The following is a 19,572-nucleotide window of genomic DNA, read 5'->3' on the forward strand; positions in this document are numbered from 1 at the left end:
TGCTTACCTCAGCTTGAGGGTGGCCAGGCCGACCAGCACCAGCACCACGGTGATGATCCAGAAACGCACGATCACCCGCGGCTCGGGCCAGCCCTTGAGTTCGAAGTGGTGGTGGATCGGCGCCATGCGGAACACCCGCTTGCCGGTCAGCTTGAAGGAAGCGACCTGGATCATCACCGACAGGGTTTCCATGACGAACACCCCGCCCATGATGAACAGCACCACTTCCTGGCGGACGATCACCGCGATGGTGCCCAGCGCCGCGCCCAGGGCCAGGGCACCGACGTCGCCCATGAACACCTGCGCCGGATAGGTGTTGAACCACAGGAAACCCAGGCCCGCGCCGATCAGCGCGCCGCAGAACACGATCAGCTCGCCGGCCCCCGGCACGTAGGGGATCAGCAGGTACTCGGCGAAGTTGGCGTTGCCCGACAGGTAGCAGAAGATCCCCAGGCCGCCGCCGACCATCACCGTGGGCATGATCGCCAGGCCGTCGAGGCCGTCGGTGAGGTTCACCGCGTTGCTCGAACCGACGATCACGAAGTAGGTCAGGACGACGAAAAAGATCCCCAGCGGGATCTCGATGTTCTTCAGCAGCGGCAGGATGAAGGTGGTTTCCACCGGGGTCTGCGCGGTCGTATAAAGGAAGAGCGCAGCGCCAAGGCCGAACACCGATTGCCAGAAGTACTTCCAGCGACTCGGCAGGCCGCGGGAGTTCTTCTCGATCACCTTGCGGTAGTCGTCGACCCAGCCGATGGCGCCGAACAGCAGGGTCACCGCCAGCACCACCCAGACGTAGCGGTTGGACAGGTCGGCCCACAGCAGGGTGCTGATGGCGATGGCCGAGAGGATCAGCGCACCGCCCATGGTCGGCGTGCCCTTCTTCGACAGGTGCGACTGCGGGCCGTCGTCGCGCACGGACTGGCCGATCTGCCGGCTGCGCAGGGTGCGGATCATCCACGGCCCCAGCCACAGCGACAGTACCAGGGCGGTGAGCACGCCGAGAATGCCGCGCAGGGTCAGGTATTGAAAGACCGCGAAGCCCTTGTGGAACTGCTGCAGATACTCGGCCAACAGCAAAAGCATTTAGTGTTCTCCCGCACGGGCACAGAGCGCCGCGACGACCTTGTCCATCGCCGCGCTGCGCGATCCCTTGATCAGTAAGGTGGTTTCCGGAGAGCGTTCGGCAGCCAGCGCGGCGATCAGTTCAGCCTGGCCGGCGAAATGTCGCGCGCCCGGGCCGAACGCCTCGACCGCGTGGCGCATCAGCGGGCCGACCGCATACAGCGCGGCCACCTTGTCGCGGGCGTACTCGCCCACCTCGCGGTGCCCCTGCGCGGCCCATTCGCCCAATTCGCCCATGTCGCCGAGCACCAGAACGGTGCGTCCGGAAAAGCCGGCGAGTATATCAACCGCCGCACACATTGACGCGGGGTTGGCGTTGTAACTGTCGTCGATGAGGCGCATGCCAGAGGGGTCGAGCTGCGCCACGCCGCGCCCCGGCACCGGCTGCAGGCTGTGCAGGCCGGCGACGATGGCCGCCAGCGGCACACCGAGAGCATGGGCGGCGGCGGCGGCGGCCAGGGCGTTGGCGACGTTGTGACGCCCCAGCAGGTTGAGCTGGATGCGTGCCGTGCCGGCTGCACCGGTCAGGGTGAAGCCGATGCACCCGCGTGCATCGCCGCACAGGTCGCTCGCACCGATATCGGCCGCGGCCTCAAGGGCGAAGCTCAGCACCCGGCGCCCGGCGGCGCGCTTCACCCAGATGGCGAAGGCCGCATCGTCGGCATTGAGGATCGCCACGCCGTCGGCCGCCAGGCCTTCGAGAATCTCGCCCTTGGCCTCGACGATCTTTTCCGGACCGCCGAACTCGCCGACGTGGGCGCTGCCGGCATTGGTGATGATCGCCACCTGCGGACGGGTCAGGCCGACCGTATAGGCGATCTCGCCGACATGGTTGGCGCCCAGCTCGATCACCGCGCTGCGGTGCTGCGGGGCCAACTCGAGCAGGGTCAGCGGCGCGCCCAGATCGTTGTTGAGGTTGCCACGGGTGGCCAGCACCGCCGCGGCGTCGCCATGGGCGGCGCGCAGGATGGCGGCGAGCATTTCCTTGACCGAGGTCTTGCCGCTGGAACCGGTCACCGCCGCGACCTGGCCGGCGAACGCGGCGCGATTCAGCGCGCCGAGGCGTCCCAGCGCCAGGCGGGTGTCGGCGACCTGCAGCTGCGGCAGTTCGAGGTCCGGCTGCGCGCGCTCGACCAGCGCGCAGGAGGCGCCACGCGCCGCCACTTCGGCGAGAAAGTCGTGGCCGTCGAAACGCTCGCCCGGCAGAGCGACGAACAACTGGCCGGCGGCGACGCTGCGGCTGTCGATGCTCACCCCGCTGAAGAAGGCGTCGGCCTCCACCAAGCGGCCGTCCAGCGCCGCACAGACGCGACTCAGGGTCCAGGTCTCAAGCATCGGGCACCTCGCGGGCAGCCAGCGCGCGCGCGGCCTGTTCGATATCGGAGAAGGGCTGGCGCACCCCGGCGATTTCCTGGTAGTCCTCGTGGCCCTTGCCGGCCAGCAGGACCACATCCTCGGGGGCCGCCGCGGCGATCAGCGCCCGGATCGCCGCGGCGCGACCGGGCATGAAGGTCACTGCGGCGGGATTGGCAAAACCGGCGCGGATGTCGGCGAGTATCCGCTCGGCCGGCTCGCCGCGCGGGTTGTCGTCGGTCACCCAGACGGCATCGGCGCGCGACTCGGCGACCGCGGCCATCAGCGGACGCTTGCCGCGGTCGCGTTCGCCGCCACAGCCGAACAGGCACAGCAGACGGCCGCGCGCATGCGGACGCAGGGCGTCGAGAACCTTTTCCAGGGCGTCGGGGGTATGCGCGTAGTCGACCACCACCAGAGGCTGCGTGCCACCGCCGAGGCGCTGCATGCGCCCGGCCGGGCCCTGCAGCTGCGGCAGCACGCGGAGAATCTCGTCGAGCGGATGACCGAGGCCCATCAGCGCGCCGACCACCGCCAGCAGGTTGCTGAGGTTGAAGCGGCCGAGCAGCGGGCTGACCAGCAGGCCGTCGCCCTGGGCGGTGACCAGCCGGGCGCGCACGCCGTCCTCGCCGAACTCGGCCTCGGCGCAGTACAGGGTCGCAGCCGGGTCGTCCAGGCTGTAGCCTATCAGCCGCGAAGGCGCCTCGCGGGCGGCCAGTTCGCGGCCGAACGGATCGTCGAGGTTGATCACCCGACAGCACAGCCCCGGCCAGGCGAACAGCCGCGCCTTGGCCTCGCCGTAGGCGGCCATGTCGCCGTGGTAGTCGAGGTGATCGCGGGACAGGTTGGTGAACACCGCCACGTCGAAGTCCAGCGCCTCGACCCGACCCTGGTCGAGGCCATGGGAGGAAACCTCCATGGCCACCGCGCGGGCGCCGGCCTGCTTGAGGCGCGCCAGCTCGGCCTGCACGGCGAGCGGATCGGGGGTGGTGTGGCGACCGCATTGCAGGTCGTCGTAGAAGCCGATTCCCAGAGTACCGATCAGCCCGCAGCGGGTGCCGAGCAGATCGAGGGCCTGGGCGACGAGCTGGCTGACGCTGGTCTTGCCGTTGGTGCCGGTCACACCGACCAGTTCCAGGCTGCGGCTCGGATCGCCGTAGAAGCGCCCGGCAATCGCCGACAACTGCGCCTGGAGGCCCTTGACCGGCACCAGCACGGTCGCCGCCGCCTCGGCCAGCGGCGGCGCACCCTCGGCCTCGTAGGCCACCGCCGCCGCCTCGCGGGCGATGGCGTCGGCGATGTAGGCGCGTCCGTCGCTGCGGGTTCCGGGCACGGCGAGGAACAGGTCGCCCGGACGCAGCGCGCGGCTGTCCAGGGTCAGTTCGCGGATCAGCGCGTCGCGACGCGCCTGGGGAAACATCTTCAGCAGACTCATCGGCATCAGCCGCGTCCTCCGGTTGCCGGCAACGCACCGGCCTGCTGCTTCTCGGGCAGCGGCGGCAGGTTGTCGGGAGCTATGTTCATCAGGCGCAGGGCACCGGCCATCACCTTGCCGAAGACCGGGGCCGCCACCAGACCGCCGTAGTAGCCACCGCTACCCGGCTCGTCGATCATCACCACCGCGGCCAGGCGCGGCTCGCCGATCGGCGCCACCCCGGCGAAGAAGGAACGGTAGGCCTTTTCCACATAGCCCTTGCTGCCGACCGCCGCCTTGCGCGCGGTGCCGCTCTTGCCGCCGACATGGTAGCCGGGCACCTTGGCCCGCGCGCCGCCGCCGCCCGGCTCCTCGACCACCGCCTGCAGCATGCCCAAGAGGGTGCGGGCGATCTGCGGATCGACCACCTGGGTGGCGCCCGGCGCGGCGTCCAGGCGCACCATCGACAGGGGCACCCGCGCTCCGCCGTTGCCCAGCACCGAGTAGGCCTGGGCGAGCTGCACGGCGGTCACCGACAGGCCGTAGCCATAGGCCAGGGTCGCCGTTTCGGCCTGCTTCCAGTTGCGGTGATTGGGCAGGTTGCCGACCCGCTCGCCGGGGAAGCCCAGCCCGGTGTCCTGGCCGAAGCCGACCTGCTGCATGACGGCGTGGATCGGCTCGGCGCCGATGTCGAAGGCGATCTTGCTGATGCCGACGTTGCTCGACTTCATCAGGATGCCGGTGAGGGTCAGCACGCCGCCGCGCGACACGTCGCGGATGGTGTAGCGGCCGATGCGCAGGCTGCCCGGGTAGGTGTCGACGGTGTCCTCGGGCTTCCAGCGCCCGCTGCCCAGCGCCGCAGCGATGGAGAACGGCTTGACCGTGGAGCCCGGCTCGAACACATCGATCATCGCCCGGTTGCGCATCGCCGCCGGCTCCAGGCTGCGTTTGTTGTTGGGGTTGTAGGTCGGCTGGTTGACCATGGCGAGGATCTCGCCGCTCTTCACGTCGACGATCACCAGGCTGCCGGCCTTGGCATTGAACTCGGTCAGGGCATTGCGCAGCTCGCGGTGGGCGAGGTACTGCAGGCGCAGGTCGATGGACAGCGCGAGGGTCTTGCCCGGCTTGGCGTTGCGCGCCACGCCGACATCCTTGATCAACTGGCCACGCCGGTCCTTGAGCACCTGGCGCTGGCCCGGCTCGCCGGCCAGCCAGTGGTCGAAGGCCTTTTCCACGCCTTCGCGACCGCGGTCGTCGACGTCGGTGAGGCCGACCACATGGGCGGTCACCTCGCCGGCCGGGTAGAAACGGCGGAACTCTTCGAGGCTGTAGACGCCGGGGAAGCGGTGCGCCATCACCACCTCGCCCTGTTCCGGGGTCAGACCGCGCACCAGGTACATGAACTCGCGGCCGGCGTTCTGCTCCAGACGCTGGGCCAGGGTGCGGGCATCCTGGCCCAGGGCGGCGGCCAGCTCAGGCCAGCGCTCGCGCGCGGCGGCCAGCTCCTTGGGGTTGCCCCACAGGGTCACCACCGGGGTACTGACCGCCAGCGGCTCGCCGTTGCGGTCGGTGATCAGGCCGCGATGGGCGGGAATCGGGATGTGCCGCACGCTGCGCGCATCGCCGTGGGCCTTGAGGAAGTCGTGATCGAAGATGTGCAGATCGACGATACGCCAGGCGATACCGGCCACCATCGCCAGCAGCACGGCGATGACGATGCGAAAGCGCCACGGATAGAGCGCCTGATCGAGCTGCATCATGGCGCCACCATGCGGACTTCCGCCGGGTCGGGGATGCGCATCTGCAGCTGCTGGCCGGCCAGGGACTCGACTCGGCTGTGGGCGGTCCAGGTACTCTGCTCAAGGATCAGCCGCCCCCACTCGGCCTGCGCCTTGTCGCGCACGCTGAGTTCGGCGTACAGCTCGTTGAGCAGCTTGCGATTCTTGTGCGCGCTCCAGGACACCGCCACCGCCGAACCGAGGATCAGCAAGAACAGTCCGAGCATCAGCAGACTGCCACTGGGCAGGCCGTCGCGACGTGTCACCGCAGCTTCTCCGCCACGCGCATCACTGCGCTGCGCGCGCGCGGGTTGGCCTTGAGTTCGTCGGCCGCGGCGTACTGCGGCTTGCCGAGCAGCTTCAGGCGCGGCTCGAACTTCGCCACCTGCACCGGCAGATGGCGCGGCAGATTGTCCGCCTCGCCCTTCACCTGGCGACGCATGAACTGCTTGACGATCCGATCCTCCAGCGAGTGGAAGCTGATTACCACCAGCCGGCCGCCGACCGCCAGTGCTTCCAGCGCGGCATCCAGCCCGCGCTCGAGATCGCCCAGCTCGTTGTTGATATGGATGCGCAGCCCCTGGAAGGCACGGGTGGCCGGATTCTTGCCCTTTTCCCAGGCCGGATTGGCAGCGGCGATCACCTCGGCCAGATCGGCGGTACGGGTGAACGGCTGCTCGGCGCGGCGCTGCACGATGGCCCGCGCCATGCGCCGCGAAAAACGCTCCTCGCCGTATTCGTAGAACACCCGGGCGATCTCTTCCTCGGCGGCAGTGGCGATCCATTCGGCGGCGCCGATCCCGGCAGCGGGGTTCATGCGCATGTCCAGCGGACCGTCGTTCATGAAGCTGAAGCCGCGCTCGGGATCGTCCAGCTGCGGCGACGACACGCCGAGATCCAGCAGGATGCCGTCGACCCGACCGTTCAGGCCGCGCGCCGCCAACTCCTCGCCCAGCTCGGCGAAGCTGCGCTGGACGATCTGGAAGCGGGCGTCCTCGGCCGCCAGCGCCAGGCCGCTGGCGATCGCCAGCGGGTCCTTGTCGAAGCCCAGCAGGCGCCCCGACTCGCCCAGCGCGCGCAGCACCTCGCGGCTGTGGCCGCCACGACCGAAGGTGCCATCCAGATAACAGCCATCGGGGCGTACGGCGAGGGCCGCGACAGCCTCGTGCAGCAGGACGGTGACATGGCTGAAGTTTGCTGCATTCATAGGTCAAAGAATCAGGTCGAGTAAGTCGTCCGGCAATGCGCCGGGTTCTTGGAGGCGCTGGAGGTCTTCGGCGCAGCGGGCGTCCCAGGCGGCCTCGTCCCACAACTGGAACTTGTTGAGCTGGCCAACCAGCGCTGCACGCTTGTCCAGTGCGGCCTGGCTGCGTAATCGCGGCGGGAGCAGGACGCGACCGGCGCCGTCCAGCTCCAGATCGACCGCATGACCGATCAGCAGGCGCTGCAGGCGACGGGTTTCCTCACGCAGGGAAGGAAGGGCGCGCAAACGATCCTCGATCAGGCTCCACTCGGCGAGCGGGTAGATGCACAGGCAGGGGTCGGTCACATCCAGGGTGACCACTAGCCGACCATTCGATGACGCCAAAATCTCGTCGCGATACCGGACCGGCATCGCAAGGCGACCCTTGGCGTCAAGAGTTACGATATTGGCCCCACGAAACACCACTGCGCGCCCCCGGAATGGTCAATCTGACCTGGCGGTAATACCCACTTCGCCCCACTTTTCACCACCAATGCACACTATAGAAATGCACCCACAACCCAGTCAAGGCGCGCTCGGCGGGAAAACTCCTTAACGGACGGCAACTTAGCGAAGAGACGAAAGATCGGAACCGTTCCGCGCAACTTTGCCGAGCCGCACCTCAAGAAAAGCAACGTGCGCGACAGCCAAAGATGCCTCGGCAAACTATGGGCAATTCCAATTCGAAATCTTGGAGCAAGGGGAAATAGCGCAGGGATTTAAAACGGCAGGAACAATTAAGAAGGGAGGGGGACGGAGAGCCGGCCTGTAAGCCGGGTTTTGTCGAGGACAGTCATTCCTCTAGGATCGCCATCGCTGACGACCTCAAGCAACCTACCCGGATCCAGCGCGGGCCACGCCAATGGATCCCTATTTGGTCTTGCTCCGAGTGGGGTTTACCTAGCCACGAACTGTTGCCAGCCGTGCGGTGCGCTCTTACCGCACCTTTTCACCCTTACCGGCGCTTGCGCGCTTAGGCGGTTATTTTCTGTGGCACTTTCCGTAGGCTCGCGCCTCCCAGGCGTTACCTGGCACTCTGCCCTATGGAGCCCGGACTTTCCTCCCCCCTGCAAGCAGGGCAGCGACTGTCCGGCCGACTCTCCGGCGCGCAGGGTACTCACTGCGCCCACGGATAACAAGCTCAATCCATCGTTTTGTGCCGTTCCAGCGCCTGCTGATAGAGTAGGTTCTTGCGTACCCCGGTGATCTCCGCCGCCAGCGCCGCCGCGCGCTTGAGCGGCAACTCCGCCAGCAGCAGATCGAGCACGCGCAGCGCCTCGGCGCTTAACGCCTCCTCCCCCACCGGCGCCTGCCAACCTTCGATCAGCAGCACGCATTCGCCGCGCTGCTGGTTGCTGTCGGCCGCCACCCATGCGCACAACTCGCCCAGCGACGCCCCCTTGATGGTTTCGAAGGCCTTGGTCAGCTCACGCGCCAGCACCGCCGGCCGATCATCACCAAACAGCACGCGCATGTCCTCCAGGCTTTCCAACAGACGATGCGGCGCCTCGTAGAAGATCAGCGTGCGCGGCTCCTCGACCAGCGCCTGCAGGCGCTGGCGCCGGCCTGCAGCGCGGGCCGGCAGGAAACCCTCGAAGATGAAACGGTCGGAGGCCAGACCGGCCGCCGACAGCGCGGCGATCAGCGCGCAGGCGCCCGGCACCGGCACCACCCGCACGCCGGCCGCCCGCGCATTGCGCACCAGGTGATAACCGGGATCGGAGATCAGCGGCGTGCCGGCGTCGGAAATCAGCGCCAGATCCTCGCCGGCCAGCAGGCGCCCGACCAACCGACCGCCCTGGTCGCGCTCGTTGTGTTCGTGACAGGCGACCAGCGGCGTGGCGATGCCGAAGTGCTGCAGCAGGCGCGCCGAGTGCCGGGTATCCTCGGCGGCGATCAGCGCCACCTCGCGCAGCACCCGCAAGGCCCGTGCGCCGATGTCTTCGAGATTGCCGATCGGCGTTGCCACCACATACAAAGTCCCCGAAACGCTCACATCGCCACCCCGCAACCGTCAAAGCGGCGGATTGTAGCGGGTTTCGCACCGACAAGATCGCGCCCGCCGCGAGCCTTGAGTACAATCGCGACCTTTGAAGACTGCGAATCGGATACCGCTCATGATCGCCAGCCTGCGCCCCCTTTCCATCCTCGGCCTCAGCGCACTGCTCGCCGCCTGTGCCGGCCAGCACGGCTCGGGGCTCGGCGAACTGCCGAGCAGCCCGCCCGGCAGCATCGCCCAGCTGCTGCAACAGGCCGAGCAGAGCAAGCCCCAGCAGGCCCTGCTGCTGCGCCTGAGCGCGGCCGACCAGGCCCTGCAGCAGCACGATCTGGCCCAGGCCCAGCGCATTCTCGACGCCCTGCCGCTCGACACCCTGGCGCCGGCCCAGCAGATGTTCGCCAGCACCCTGAGCGCCGAGCTGGCACTGGCCCGCCAGAAACCCAAGAGCGCTCTGCAGGCCCTGCAGCACCCGAGCTTCGCGCGCCTTGGCGAGCTGCCGATGACCCAGCAGGCGCGCAGCCGCCTGGCCAGAGCCGGCGCCCTGGAGCTCGACGGTCAGACCCTGGAAGCGGTGCGCGAGCGCATCGCCCTGGCCAAGCTGCTCGATGCCCGCCACAGCCAGGACAACCACGAGACCATCTGGCGGCTGCTCTCCGGCCTGTCCAGCGAGCGACTCGACGGCATCGCCGATACCGAGCGCGAACTGGCCGGCTGGAAGCAACTGCTCAAGCTGACCCGCAGCAACGCCAGCCCGGCACGCCAGGTCGCCGACATCGCCCAGTGGCAAGCCGCCAACCCGCAGCACCCGGCCGCCCTGCAGCTGCCGCTGGCGGTGGTCCAGCTGCAGGAAATCGCCAACCGCCCGCTGACCCATGTGGCCCTGCTGCTGCCCAGCCAGGGACAGCTGGCCAGCGTGGCCAGCGCCTTGCGCGACGGCTTCCTGGCCGCCCATTACCAGAGCGGCGCCCGCGGCGAGCTGAAGATCAGCCTGCACGACAGCAGCCAGCTCAACAACCTCGACGCCTTCTATCGCCAGGCGCGCAGCGAAGGCGTCGAACTGGTGGTCGGCCCGCTGGAGAAGCCCCTGGTCAACCAGCTCAGCCAGCAGGCGCAATTGCCTATCCCGACCCTGGCGCTCAATTACAGCGAAGGCCGCCAGGAAGGCCCGCCGCAACTGTTCCAGTTCGGCCTCTCCGCCGAGGACGAGGCCCGCGAGGTGGCCAACCGCGCCTGGGCGGACGGCCTGCGCCGCGCCGTCGCGCTGGTGCCGAGCGGCGAGTGGGGCGAGCGCGTGCTCGCCGCCTTCCGTCAGGACTGGGAAGCCCGCGGCGGCAGCCTGCTCGCCGCCGAACATGTCGACCAGCCGGTGCAACTGGCCCAGCAGATCGCCAACCTGCTGCAACTGCGCGACAGCGAGAACCGGGCCCGCACCCTTCAGGCCGGGCTCGGCAGCGCGGTCGCCGCACAGCCGGCGCGGCGCCAGGACATCGATTTCGTGTTCCTCGCCGCCACTCCGGCGCAGGCGCGGCAGATCAAGCCGGCCCTGTCCTTCCAGTACGCCGGCGACCTGCCGGTCTATGCCACCTCGCACCTGTTCACCGGCAGCAACGACCCGGCCCGGGACCGCGAACTCAGCGGCATCCGCTTCTGCGAAACGCCCTGGCTGCTGGGCAGCGACGGCGAAGGCCTGCGCAGCCAGGTGGTCGGCCAATGGCCCGCCGCCGCCGGCAGCCTCGGCCGCCTGTACGCCATGGGCGCCGACGCCTATCGCCTGGCGCCGCGCCTGAGCCAGCTGCAGATGGCTCCGGGCGTGCGCGTGGAAGGCCTGAGCGGCAGCCTGGCCCTGGCCCCCGGCCAGCGGATCAGCCGCAGCCTGCCCTGGGCCGAATACCGCGACGGCCGCCTGCAACGTCTGGAGCCCTCCCGGCAGTGACCGCCGACAGCCGTCAGGCGCGCGGCCAGGCCGCCGAAGGCTGGGCACAGACCCATCTGGAGGAGCACGGCCTGCAACTGCTGGTTCGCAACTGGCGCTGCCGCCTGGGCGAGCTCGATCTGGTCATGCTCGACGGCGATACCTTAGTATTCGCCGAAGTGCGCTATCGCCGCCACGCGGCCTGGGGCGGCGCCGAGTCCAGCGTGGACTCGCGCAAACAACGGCGCATCGCCGCCGCCGCCCAGGTTTTCCTGCAGACACACCCACAATGGTCGCGTCGCCCGTGTCGCTTCGACGTGATCGCAATAAGCCCGGGCGATCAGCACCTGCCCGTGCAGCTGAACTGGATTCGTGGCGCCTTCGAACTCTGAGCGCCGCCCAACCGAAGGTCACCCCATGGACATGCAATCCCGTATCCGCCAACTCTTCCTCGACAGTATCGAGACCAAGCGCCAGGCCACCGAAGTGCTGATCCCGCACATCGAGATGGCCAGCCAGGTGATGGTCAACGCCCTGCTCAGCGAGTGCAAGATCCTCGCCTGTGGCAACGGCGGCTCGGCCGGCGATGCCCAGCACTTCTCCTCCGAACTGCTCAACCGCTTCGAGCGCGAGCGCCCGAGCCTGCCGGCGGTGGCGCTGACCACCGACAGCTCGACCATCACCTCGATCGCCAACGACTACAGCTACAACGAGGTATTCTCCAAACAGATCCGCGCCCTCGGCCAGCCCGGCGACGTACTGCTGGCGATCTCCACCAGCGGCAATTCCGGCAACGTGATCCAGGCCATCCAGGCCGCGCATGACCGCGAGATGACCGTGGTGGCGCTGACCGGTCGCGATGGCGGCAACATGGCCTCGCTGCTGCTGCCCGAGGACGTCGAGATCCGCGTCCCGGCGCGCAGCACCGCACGCATCCAGGAAGTCCACCTGCTGGTGATCCACTGCCTGTGCGATCTGATCGACCGTCAACTGTTCGGGAGCGAAGAATGAACAAGACCCGCCTGCTGCTTGCCTTCGGCCTCGCACTGACGCTCGCCGGTTGCGGCGGGCGCAGCCTGGGCAACAAGATCGACGACCAGTTCCTCGCCCCCAAGGTCGGCAGCGAGATCAGCCGCAGCCACAGCGACCTCAACGACACCACCTCGCATATCGTGGTCACCAGCTACAACGGCGTGGTCCTGCTCGCCGGACAGACGCCGCGCGCCGACCTCAAGAGCCTCGCCGAGCAGGCTGCAAGGCGCGTGCAGGGAGTCAAGCGGGTGCATAACGAACTGCAGGTGCTGGCCCCCTCCTCCCCTCTGGCGCGCAGCACCGACGCCCTGCTGACCACCCGGATCAAGACCGCCATGCTGGCCGACAACACCGTGCCGGGCAGCCAGATCAAGGTGGTCACCGAGAACGGCATCGTCTATCTGCTCGGCCTGGTGACCCGCGCCGAGGCCAACCGCGCCACCGCCGTGGTGCAGGGCGTCGGCGGCGTGCAGCGCATCGTGCGGCTGTTCGAGTACACCGACTGAGGGAGTCGTGCGGACACAAAAAAGGCGATCCACATGGATCGCCTTTTTTCTTACTTGACCACCTTAAGACTCGGCCGGCCACTAGGGCGCGGCGGCGGCGCATCGTCCTCGGGACCATCCTCCCCACCGGCATCGCCCTCCTCGTCCGGACCGGGCTCCTCGAACTCGAAAAACATGCCCTGGCCGTTCTCGCGGGCGTAGATCGCCTGCACCGCCTGCACCGGCACGTAGAGGCTCTGCGGCACACCGCCGAAGCGCCCCTCGAAGGTCAGCACCTCATCACCCAGTTCCAGGTAACGCACGGCGCTGGGGGAAATGTTCAGCACGATCTGCCCGTCCTTGGCATAACCGGCAGGCACCCGGGTCCCCGGATACTCGCTGGCAACCAGGACATGGGGCGTGCAGCCGTTGTCGACGATCCATTCGTACAGGGCACGCAGCAGATAGGGTCGGCTGGAATTCATCATCAAGCTCCTCGGCGCAAGGCCCGTTCGGTGGTACTCAGACTGGCCTGGAAGCTGTCGCGGGCGAACTGCCGCTCCATATACTCCAGCAACGGCTTGGCCTGACGCGGCAGCTCGATATCCATGCTCGGCAGGCGCCAGAGAATCGGCAGCAGGCAGCAATCGACCAGACTGAATTCGTCACTGAGAAAGAATGGCTGGGCAGCGAACACTGGCGCAACCGCGCTGAGGCTCGCACACAGCTCGGCGCGTGCCGCCTCGCGCCCTCGCTCATCGGCACACGTATCGAGCAGGCGGTCGGCCAGCGAGCACCAGTCGCGCTGGATGCGGTGCATCAGCAGCCGGCTGTTGGCACGGGCCACCGGATACACCGGCAGCAACGCCGGATGGGGGTAGCGCTCTTCCAGATACTCCAGCAGCACGCCCGGCTCGTAGATCGCCAGATCGCGATCCACCAGGGTCGGCAGGCTGCGGTAGGGATTGGCGGCGGCAAGGGCAGGCGGGCATTGACCCGCTGCGACATCGACGATCTGCACGGCAACACCCTTCTCGGCCAGCGCCAGGCGCACGCGATGCGAGTAGTGGTCGGCAGGGTCGGAATAGCAGGCCAGGCGATTGACTGCGGCCATGATGGCCCTCCTGACAGGCGGATTGCGCTAGGCAGAAACACATGCGCGCCCCGGAGGGCGCGCATGCTTCAGGCAGGTCAGGCGCGCTTAGTGCACGTCTTTCCAGTACTCACGCTTGAGCAGGTAGGCGAACACGAAGAAGAACGCCAGGAACAGCAGCACATAGGTACCGATACGCTGGCTCTCCAGCTTCACCGGGTTGGCCGAGTAGGCCAGGAAGCTGACGAGGTTCTTGATCTTCTCATCGAACTCCGCCTCGCTCAGCGAACCGGTCTTCGGCACGATGGTCAGCTGGTCGCAGGCCTCGTCGGTGACCGGCGCACCGGTCAGCGGATCGAAGACCTTCTTGCCGTCTTCGACGATCTGCACCTGCTTGCAACCGATGACCTGGCGACCCTGCAGCTCGGACAGCACGTTCGGCATGCCCACGTTCGGGAACACCTTGTTGTTCACGCCGTAGGGACGCGCCGGATCTTCGTAGAAGGTGCGCAGGTAGGTGTACAGCCAGTCCTCGCCACGCACACGGGCGACCAGGGTCAGATCCGGCGGCGCAGCGCCGAACCAGACCTTGGCATCGCTGGCCTGCATGCCGGTCTTCATGTGGTCGCCGATCTTGGCACCAGTGAAGACCAGATTTTCCATCATGACGTCTTCGGGAATGCCCAGGTCGGTGGCGACGCGCTCGTAACGCTGGTACTCGGCGCCATGGCAACCCATGCAGTAGTTGGCGAAGGTACGCGCGCCATCCTGCAGGGCAGCCTTGTCGCTCAGATCGACGTCGACCTTGTCCAGCGGGTACTCAACGCCGCCCGCAGCGAAGGAAAAGGTCGGCAGCAGCGCGAAAATCAGTGCAGCGAATTGCTTTTTCATCAGCCAGTCACCCTTTCCGGAACCGGTTTGGTCTTCTCCATCCGGGTGTAGAACGGCATCAGGATGAAGAAGGCGAAGTACAGAATGGTGCAGATCTGCGACAGCAGGGTGCGGCCCGGAGTCGGCGACAGCACGCCCAGCACGCCGAGGATCACGAAGGACACGCAGAACACCAGCAGCCAGATCTTGCTCAGCCAGCCCTTGTAGCGCATCGAGCGTACCGGGCTGCGATCCAGCCACGGCAGCACGAACAGCACGGCGATGGCGGCGCCCATGGCGATCACACCGAGCAGCTTGTCCGGAACGGCGCGCAGGATGGCGTAGAACGGAGTGAAGTACCACACCGGAGCGATGTGTGCCGGAGTCTTGAACGGGTTGGCGGGTTCGAAGTTCGGCTTCTCGAGGAAGTAACCACCCATCTCCGGGAAGAAGAAGATCACGGTGCAGAACACGAACAGGAACACCACCACGCCGACGATGTCCTTGACGGTGTAGTAGGGATGGAACGGGATGCCGTCCAGCGGAACGCCGTTCTCGTCCTTCTTCTTCTTGATGTCCACGCCATCGGGGTTGTTGGAGCCGACTTCGTGCAGTGCCAGGATGTGCAGGACCACCAGGCCGAGAATCACGATCGGCAGGGCGATCACGTGCAGGGCGAAGAAGCGGTTCAGGGTGATGCCGGAGATCAGGTAGTCACCACGGATCCACTGGGTCAGGTCGGCACCGATCACCGGGATCGCACCGAACAGCGAGATGATCACCTGGGCGCCCCAGTAGGACATCTGGCCCCACGGCAGCAGGTAGCCCATGAAGGCCTCGGCCATCAGCGCCAGGTAGATCAGCATGCCGAAGATCCACACCAGTTCGCGCGGCTTCTGGTAGGAGCCGTACATCAGGCCGCGGAACATGTGCAGGTACACCACCACGAAGAACGCCGAAGCGCCGGTGGAGTGCATGTAGCGCAGGATCCAGCCGTACTCCACATCACGCATGATGTATTCGACGGAGGCGAAGGCGCCTTCTGCGGACGGCTCGAAGCTCATGGTCAGCCAGATACCGGTGAGGATCTGGTTGACCAGCACCAGCAGCGCCAGGGAGCCGAAGAAGTACCAGAAGTTGAAGTTCTTCGGTGCGTAATATTTGGACAGATGGTCTTCCCACATCTTGGTCGCGGGGAAACGCGCATCGACCCATTCCATGAATTTGCTCATCAGGCTTTCTCCTGATCCACACCGACGATGATCACATCATCGGACTCGTAGGTGTGCGGCGGGACCGGCAGGTTCAACGGCGCGGGCTGCGCCTTGTACACGCGGCCAGCCAGGTCGTAGCGGGAGCCGTGGCAGGGGCAGAAGTAGCCACCCACCCAATCGGCACCCAGGTCGGCCGGGGCGACTTCGGGACGGAAGGACGGCGCGCAGCCCAGATGGGTACACAGGCCTTCGACGACCAGCAGATCGGGCTTGATCGAACGAACCTTCGGGTCCACGTAGGTCGGTTGCTCGGAAGCCTTGGATTCCGGGTCTGCCACGGCACCCTCGAGCTTGGCCAGATTGGCCAGGATCTCGTCGGTGCGGCGAACGATGAACACCGGCTTGCCGCGCCACTCAGCAACGATCTGCTGACCCGGCTCGATCTTCGCCACGTTCACCTTCACCGGAGCACCGGCGGCCTTGGCCTTGGCACTGGGGAACCATGACCCCACGAACGGGACCGCAGCACCGACAGCTCCAGCCGCCCCCACCACCGAAGTGGCGGCGACGAGGAACCGACGCCGGCCCACATTCACGCCGTCATTACTCATTCAGTCGTCTCCCATCAGCTTTCTGTGACCTGCTCGGGCAGGCACTATAGTTAAAACCAGCTGCGCAAAAAATCCGCCAGATGGTAATGAAAAGCCCCTTTTCTGACAAGGTAATAACTGGCAACAACCGCAGGTAAAGCCTTGTGGATCAGGGAATTACGCCTGCGACAGACTGTCGCAGACAAATCTGGCGGATACGAAAACGCCCAGATCCCGAAGGAGTCTGGGCGTTTGCCAGAGCGTTGTCGATTAACGCTTGGAGTATTGCGGACGCTTACGGGCTTTGCGCAGACCAATCTTCTTACGCTCGACCTCACGGGCGTCACGAGTGACGTAACCGGCTTTACGCAGCGGGCTGCGCAGCGTCTCGTCGTACTCGATCAGGGCGCGAGTGATGCCATGACGGATAGCACCGGCCTGGCCGCTGACACCGCCACCGGCGACGGTGACGTAAACGTCGAACTTCTCGACATTCTCGGTCAGCTCGAGCGGCTGGCGCACGACCATGCGAGCGGTCTCGCGGCCGAAGAACTGCTCCAGGCTGCGATTGTTGATGGAGATCTTGCCAGTGCCCGGACGCAGGAATACACGCGCGGTAGCGGTCTTGCGACGGCCGGTGCCGTAGTTTTGAGTCGCCGACATTTGAGCCTACTCCGTTAAATCTTCAGTTCTTGGGGCTGCTGAGCGGTGTGCGGGTGGCTGGCACCAGCATACACTTTCAGCTTGCGATACATGTCGCGACCCAGCGGGTTCTTCGGCAGCATGCCCTTGACGGCGGTCTCGATCACGCGCTCGGGAGCACGAGCGATCAGCTTCTCGAAGTTGATCGACTTGATACCACCCGGGAAACCGGAGTGATGGTAGTACATCTTGTCGGAGCTCTTGGCACCGGTGACACGCACCTGCTCGGCGTTGATCACGACGATGTAGTCGCCGGTATCGACGTGCGGAGTGTACTCCGGCTTGTGCTTGCCACGCAGACGGCTGGCGATTTCAGTGGCAAGACGACCCAGGGTCTTGCCAGCGGCGTCGACAACGTACCAGTCGCGCTTGACGGTTTCCGGTTTCGCAGAGAAAGTTTTCATTGGTTTATAGCCTCAGAGGCCGCCTGATAATCAAGCGGCGAATCTTACTGGACAGTACTTGCCTCATTCAAGGCAATCGCAGTCGCGTGCGGACACTAATCGGGGGCTCGGGTCAGTGCGTCCGCTACGACAAATCGGCAGGCTAGGCATTCCCGCCGAGCAAGATGGGCTTGGCATCCCCCATCCATAAAAGCCCGCGAATTTTACCGACCCGACAGAAAAATACAAGTCACCTCAACGACAAATTCACGCCCCGAACACGCCTCAACGCTGACCGCGCGCCTGTTCGTAAAGAGGCATTACGCGCGGAATCGCGGCGCGCAGGTTGGCTTGTCGCGTCGACGAAGCCGGGTGGGTGCTCATGAACTCGGGCGGCGCACCATTGCCGGCCTGCGCCATCTTGTTCCACAGGGTGATGGCGGCATTCGGATCGAAGCCGGCGCGCGCCGCCAGCTCCAGACCGATCAGGTCGGCCTCGTTCTCGTGACCGCGGCTGTTGGGCAGGGTCATGCCGTACTGCACGGCGACATCGGCCAACTGGCCGCCCGCTTCGCCCAGCCCGAGCAGGGCAACAGCCCCTTGCTTGGCCAGCTCGGCACCATAGGCCTTGGAAATCGCCTCGCGACTGTGCTCGCGCAGGGCGTGGGCGATCTCGTGACCCAGCACCGCGGCCAGCTCGGCATCGTTCAGATTGAGCTGACGCACCAGCCCGCTGTAGACGATGATCTTGCCGCCCGGACCGACATTGGCATTCAGCTCGTCGCTGTCGATCAGGTTGATTTCCCAGTTCCAGTTCAGCGCATCGGCACGGAACGCCGGCGCCTGGGCGATCAAGCGCCGGGCCACGCCGTCGACCCGCTGGGCCAGCGCGCTGCTCTTGTCCAGCTTGCCGCTGCTGGCCGCCTTGCTCAGGGTTTCCCGGTAAGACTGGGCATACATCTGGTTCAGCTGGTCGCTGGACAGCATGCTGAACATGTACTGCTGGCGCTGCACCCCCACGGCACCGCCGCTGGTGGTATTGACCGCCTGGCAGCCGCTCAGCAGCAACGCACCGGCAAGACCGGCAAGACCGGCAAGACGCAAGACACGGGGCATGGATATTCTCTCCTGAAGGCGCAAGGCCATCATCTTAGGGCGCTGGCCGAAATCGGACAATTTGCCCGCCGGCAAGTTCAGGCCGGGGTCAGGCATTGCGGGCCCTCCTCCTGCGGACTGTTGCCCAGCCCGGCCAGCAGTCGCTCGCGCAAGCCCACCCGGCCAGCGCCCAGCAGGGCCTGCAGCGCCTGCGGGTCGGCCTGCGGGTCCAGCCACAAGGCCTCGCCGGCGGCGTCCAGCAGCAACGGCCGGCGCTGCGGTCCGGCTGCCACGGTGACCACCGCGGCGCTCAGGTAGGTACGACCACCGACCGGATAGGCCTCCCACAACGCCGCCATCGACAGCAGACCGCCCTGCTCCGCGCTCATCCAGAACGGCCGACGCCGCGGGCCGCGCCACTCATAGAAGCCGTTGGCCGGCAGGATGCCGCGGCGCCGGGCGAACGCCTCGCGAAACAACGGCTGCTCGGCGAGGGTTTCCGCACGCGCCTGGGCCGGCGCTCGCGACAGGTCTGCCAGCCAGGGCGGCGTCAGCCCCCAGTGCACCGCAGCCGCCTCGCGCCCGTCGGCCGTTGCGCGCAGCAGCAGCACCGACTGGCCGGGCGAGATGTTCCAGCGCGACTCCAGGCGCGCCGGAAAGCCGGGCACGGCCGCCAGGGACTCCGGCCAGCGAAACAGGGCAAAACGTCCGCACATGAGAAAGGCCTTATCCACAGCAAACAGGACAGCTCAGCAATCGAGCACCCCGGGCTCCCCGCCCGGCTCGCCGCTGTCGTCCAGCGGCCGGGCGCTATTGTACGCCGCGATCAGCGCCCGGGCGCGCGGCGCATCGGCATCCGCCACCTGGATCGCCAGCAATCCGGCCAGCGGCAGCTCGCCCAGCGCACCGAGCAGATAACCGCCCAGCAGGCGCGCATCGATGCTCTCGCCGGCCAGCATGTCGACCAGCCGCTCACCTTCCAGCCCGTCGGCCGGCTCGTAGATCCGCTGCATCAGTCGTCCTCGCGCCCGACCCGCAGCGTCCAGCTGCGGCCATCGGTGCGCAGCTCGAAACATACCGGTCGACAGCAGACCGGACAGTCCTCGACATAGGACTGGTCGCCGGCCGACAGATCGAGCAGCGTTTCTACCGACTCGCCGCAATACGGACAGTCATAGCCCTGAACTTCCAGCATCCACGCCTCCCGGAACTCTTCGTTTATAATCGACTTCCTGCCTGGCGGAACTCACGGACCGCCCCCGATATCCTGATCAAGAGACGACA

23 protein-coding genes and 1 other RNA gene are annotated in these 19,572 nt (G+C 66.6%); 4 read left to right on the plus strand and 20 right to left on the minus strand.

Translation table 11 applies throughout. The features are described from left to right. Window positions 1-3: 3 nt before the first annotated feature. From mraY to rsmI, 9 genes are all read right to left on the minus strand, one after another. Entirely contained in the window at window positions 4-1,086 is a 1,083-nt protein-coding gene (mraY, locus tag BLU22_RS00450) for a phospho-N-acetylmuramoyl-pentapeptide-transferase (RefSeq protein WP_090211299.1), read from the minus strand. Continuing rightward, entirely contained in the window at window positions 1,087-2,460 is a 1,374-nt protein-coding gene (locus BLU22_RS00455) for a UDP-N-acetylmuramoyl-tripeptide--D-alanyl-D-alanine ligase (protein ID WP_090211302.1), read from the minus strand. It lies immediately after the preceding gene. After that, window positions 2,453-3,919: a UDP-N-acetylmuramoyl-L-alanyl-D-glutamate--2,6-diaminopimelate ligase gene (locus BLU22_RS00460; RefSeq protein ID WP_090211303.1), complete on the minus strand. Its 1,467-nt coding sequence runs from the start codon at window positions 3,917-3,919 to the stop codon at window positions 2,453-2,455. Before BLU22_RS00460 ends, BLU22_RS00455 begins: the two co-directional genes overlap by 8 nt. After that, window positions 3,919-5,652, minus strand: coding sequence for a peptidoglycan D,D-transpeptidase FtsI family protein (locus tag BLU22_RS00465; protein WP_394327531.1), 1,734 nt, complete (start codon window positions 5,650-5,652; stop codon window positions 3,919-3,921). The genes BLU22_RS00460 and BLU22_RS00465 overlap by 1 nt, the downstream gene beginning before the upstream one ends. Beyond that, window positions 5,649-5,936 carry a cell division protein FtsL gene (gene ftsL, locus BLU22_RS00470; RefSeq protein ID WP_090211306.1) on the minus strand — a complete coding sequence of 96 codons (288 nt, stop codon included), beginning with the start codon at window positions 5,934-5,936 and terminating at the stop codon, window positions 5,649-5,651. The genes BLU22_RS00465 and ftsL overlap by 4 nt, the downstream gene beginning before the upstream one ends. Continuing rightward, a complete protein-coding gene (rsmH, locus tag BLU22_RS00475; protein WP_090211308.1) occupies window positions 5,933-6,877 on the minus strand; it encodes a 16S rRNA (cytosine(1402)-N(4))-methyltransferase RsmH in 945 nt (314 codons plus the stop codon). Before rsmH ends, ftsL begins: the two co-directional genes overlap by 4 nt. A gap of 3 nt (window positions 6,878-6,880) precedes the next feature. Then, window positions 6,881-7,336, minus strand: coding sequence for a division/cell wall cluster transcriptional repressor MraZ (gene mraZ, locus BLU22_RS00480; protein ID WP_090211310.1), 456 nt, complete (start codon window positions 7,334-7,336; stop codon window positions 6,881-6,883). Window positions 7,337-7,666: 330 nt separating this feature from the next. Then, window positions 7,667-8,014: RNase P RNA component class A (rnpB, locus tag BLU22_RS00485), an RNA gene on the minus strand. Window positions 8,015-8,054: 40 nt separating this feature from the next. Further along, the gene (gene rsmI, locus BLU22_RS00490; RefSeq protein WP_090211312.1) at window positions 8,055-8,924 is read right to left on the minus strand and encodes a 16S rRNA (cytidine(1402)-2'-O)-methyltransferase; all 870 of its coding nucleotides are present in this window, start codon (window positions 8,922-8,924) and stop codon (window positions 8,055-8,057) included. Between the two features lie 106 nt (window positions 8,925-9,030). On the opposite strand from rsmI, the gene BLU22_RS00495 reads away from it, so the two are divergent. From BLU22_RS00495 to BLU22_RS00510, 4 genes are read left to right on the plus strand one after another with little or no spacing between them, the layout of a single operon-like run. Further along, window positions 9,031-10,845 carry a penicillin-binding protein activator gene (locus tag BLU22_RS00495; protein WP_090211313.1) on the plus strand — a complete coding sequence of 605 codons (1,815 nt, stop codon included), beginning with the start codon at window positions 9,031-9,033 and terminating at the stop codon, window positions 10,843-10,845. Continuing rightward, window positions 10,842-11,216 carry a YraN family protein gene (locus BLU22_RS00500; RefSeq protein WP_090211316.1) on the plus strand — a complete coding sequence of 125 codons (375 nt, stop codon included), beginning with the start codon at window positions 10,842-10,844 and terminating at the stop codon, window positions 11,214-11,216. The genes BLU22_RS00495 and BLU22_RS00500 overlap by 4 nt, the downstream gene beginning before the upstream one ends. A gap of 25 nt (window positions 11,217-11,241) precedes the next feature. Next, window positions 11,242-11,835, plus strand: coding sequence for a phosphoheptose isomerase (locus BLU22_RS00505; RefSeq protein ID WP_090211318.1), 594 nt, complete (start codon window positions 11,242-11,244; stop codon window positions 11,833-11,835). After that, window positions 11,832-12,362 carry a BON domain-containing protein gene (locus BLU22_RS00510; RefSeq protein WP_090211319.1) on the plus strand — a complete coding sequence of 177 codons (531 nt, stop codon included), beginning with the start codon at window positions 11,832-11,834 and terminating at the stop codon, window positions 12,360-12,362. The genes BLU22_RS00505 and BLU22_RS00510 overlap by 4 nt, the downstream gene beginning before the upstream one ends. A gap of 50 nt (window positions 12,363-12,412) precedes the next feature. Here the strand turns inward: BLU22_RS00510 and BLU22_RS00515 are convergent, their stop codons facing one another. From BLU22_RS00515 to BLU22_RS00565, 11 genes are all read right to left on the minus strand, one after another. Next, entirely contained in the window at window positions 12,413-12,826 is a 414-nt protein-coding gene (locus tag BLU22_RS00515) for a ClpXP protease specificity-enhancing factor (RefSeq protein WP_090211321.1), read from the minus strand. 2 nt (window positions 12,827-12,828) lie between these two features. Then, on the minus strand, window positions 12,829-13,455 hold the full coding sequence (locus BLU22_RS00520) for a glutathione S-transferase N-terminal domain-containing protein (protein WP_090211322.1): 627 nt from the start codon (window positions 13,453-13,455) through the stop codon (window positions 12,829-12,831). An 87-nt stretch (window positions 13,456-13,542) separates the two neighbouring features. After that, entirely contained in the window at window positions 13,543-14,325 is a 783-nt protein-coding gene (locus BLU22_RS00525; protein WP_090211324.1) for a cytochrome c1, read from the minus strand. Beyond that, the gene (locus tag BLU22_RS00530) at window positions 14,325-15,536 is read right to left on the minus strand and encodes a cytochrome b (protein WP_090211325.1); all 1,212 of its coding nucleotides are present in this window, start codon (window positions 15,534-15,536) and stop codon (window positions 14,325-14,327) included. The genes BLU22_RS00525 and BLU22_RS00530 overlap by 1 nt, the downstream gene beginning before the upstream one ends. Continuing rightward, window positions 15,536-16,129, minus strand: a complete 594-nt coding sequence (petA, locus tag BLU22_RS00535) for a ubiquinol-cytochrome c reductase iron-sulfur subunit (protein ID WP_090211327.1) — start codon at window positions 16,127-16,129, stop codon at window positions 15,536-15,538. Before petA ends, BLU22_RS00530 begins: the two co-directional genes overlap by 1 nt. A gap of 249 nt (window positions 16,130-16,378) precedes the next feature. Continuing rightward, entirely contained in the window at window positions 16,379-16,771 is a 393-nt protein-coding gene (gene rpsI / locus BLU22_RS00540) for a 30S ribosomal protein S9 (protein WP_090211329.1), read from the minus strand. A gap of 14 nt (window positions 16,772-16,785) precedes the next feature. After that, window positions 16,786-17,214, minus strand: a complete 429-nt coding sequence (gene rplM, locus BLU22_RS00545) for a 50S ribosomal protein L13 (RefSeq protein ID WP_090211330.1) — start codon at window positions 17,212-17,214, stop codon at window positions 16,786-16,788. A 264-nt stretch (window positions 17,215-17,478) separates the two neighbouring features. Continuing rightward, window positions 17,479-18,309 (minus strand): M48 family metallopeptidase, encoded by an 831-nt coding sequence (locus BLU22_RS00550; RefSeq protein ID WP_090211332.1) that lies wholly within the window; start codon window positions 18,307-18,309, stop codon window positions 17,479-17,481. A gap of 77 nt (window positions 18,310-18,386) precedes the next feature. Continuing rightward, window positions 18,387-19,004 (minus strand): SOS response-associated peptidase, encoded by a 618-nt coding sequence (locus tag BLU22_RS00555; RefSeq protein WP_090211333.1) that lies wholly within the window; start codon window positions 19,002-19,004, stop codon window positions 18,387-18,389. Window positions 19,005-19,037: 33 nt separating this feature from the next. Continuing rightward, complete coding sequence (locus BLU22_RS00560) at window positions 19,038-19,301, minus strand: putative signal transducing protein (RefSeq protein WP_090211336.1); 264 nt, start codon at window positions 19,299-19,301, stop codon at window positions 19,038-19,040. Next, window positions 19,301-19,483, minus strand: a complete 183-nt coding sequence (locus BLU22_RS00565; RefSeq protein ID WP_090211338.1) for a CPXCG motif-containing cysteine-rich protein — start codon at window positions 19,481-19,483, stop codon at window positions 19,301-19,303. Before BLU22_RS00565 ends, BLU22_RS00560 begins: the two co-directional genes overlap by 1 nt. Window positions 19,484-19,572 lie beyond the last annotated feature (89 nt).

Source organism: Pseudomonas guangdongensis, assembly GCF_900105885.1.
GTDB classification, from domain to species: Bacteria; Pseudomonadota; Gammaproteobacteria; order Pseudomonadales; family Pseudomonadaceae; genus Geopseudomonas; species Geopseudomonas guangdongensis.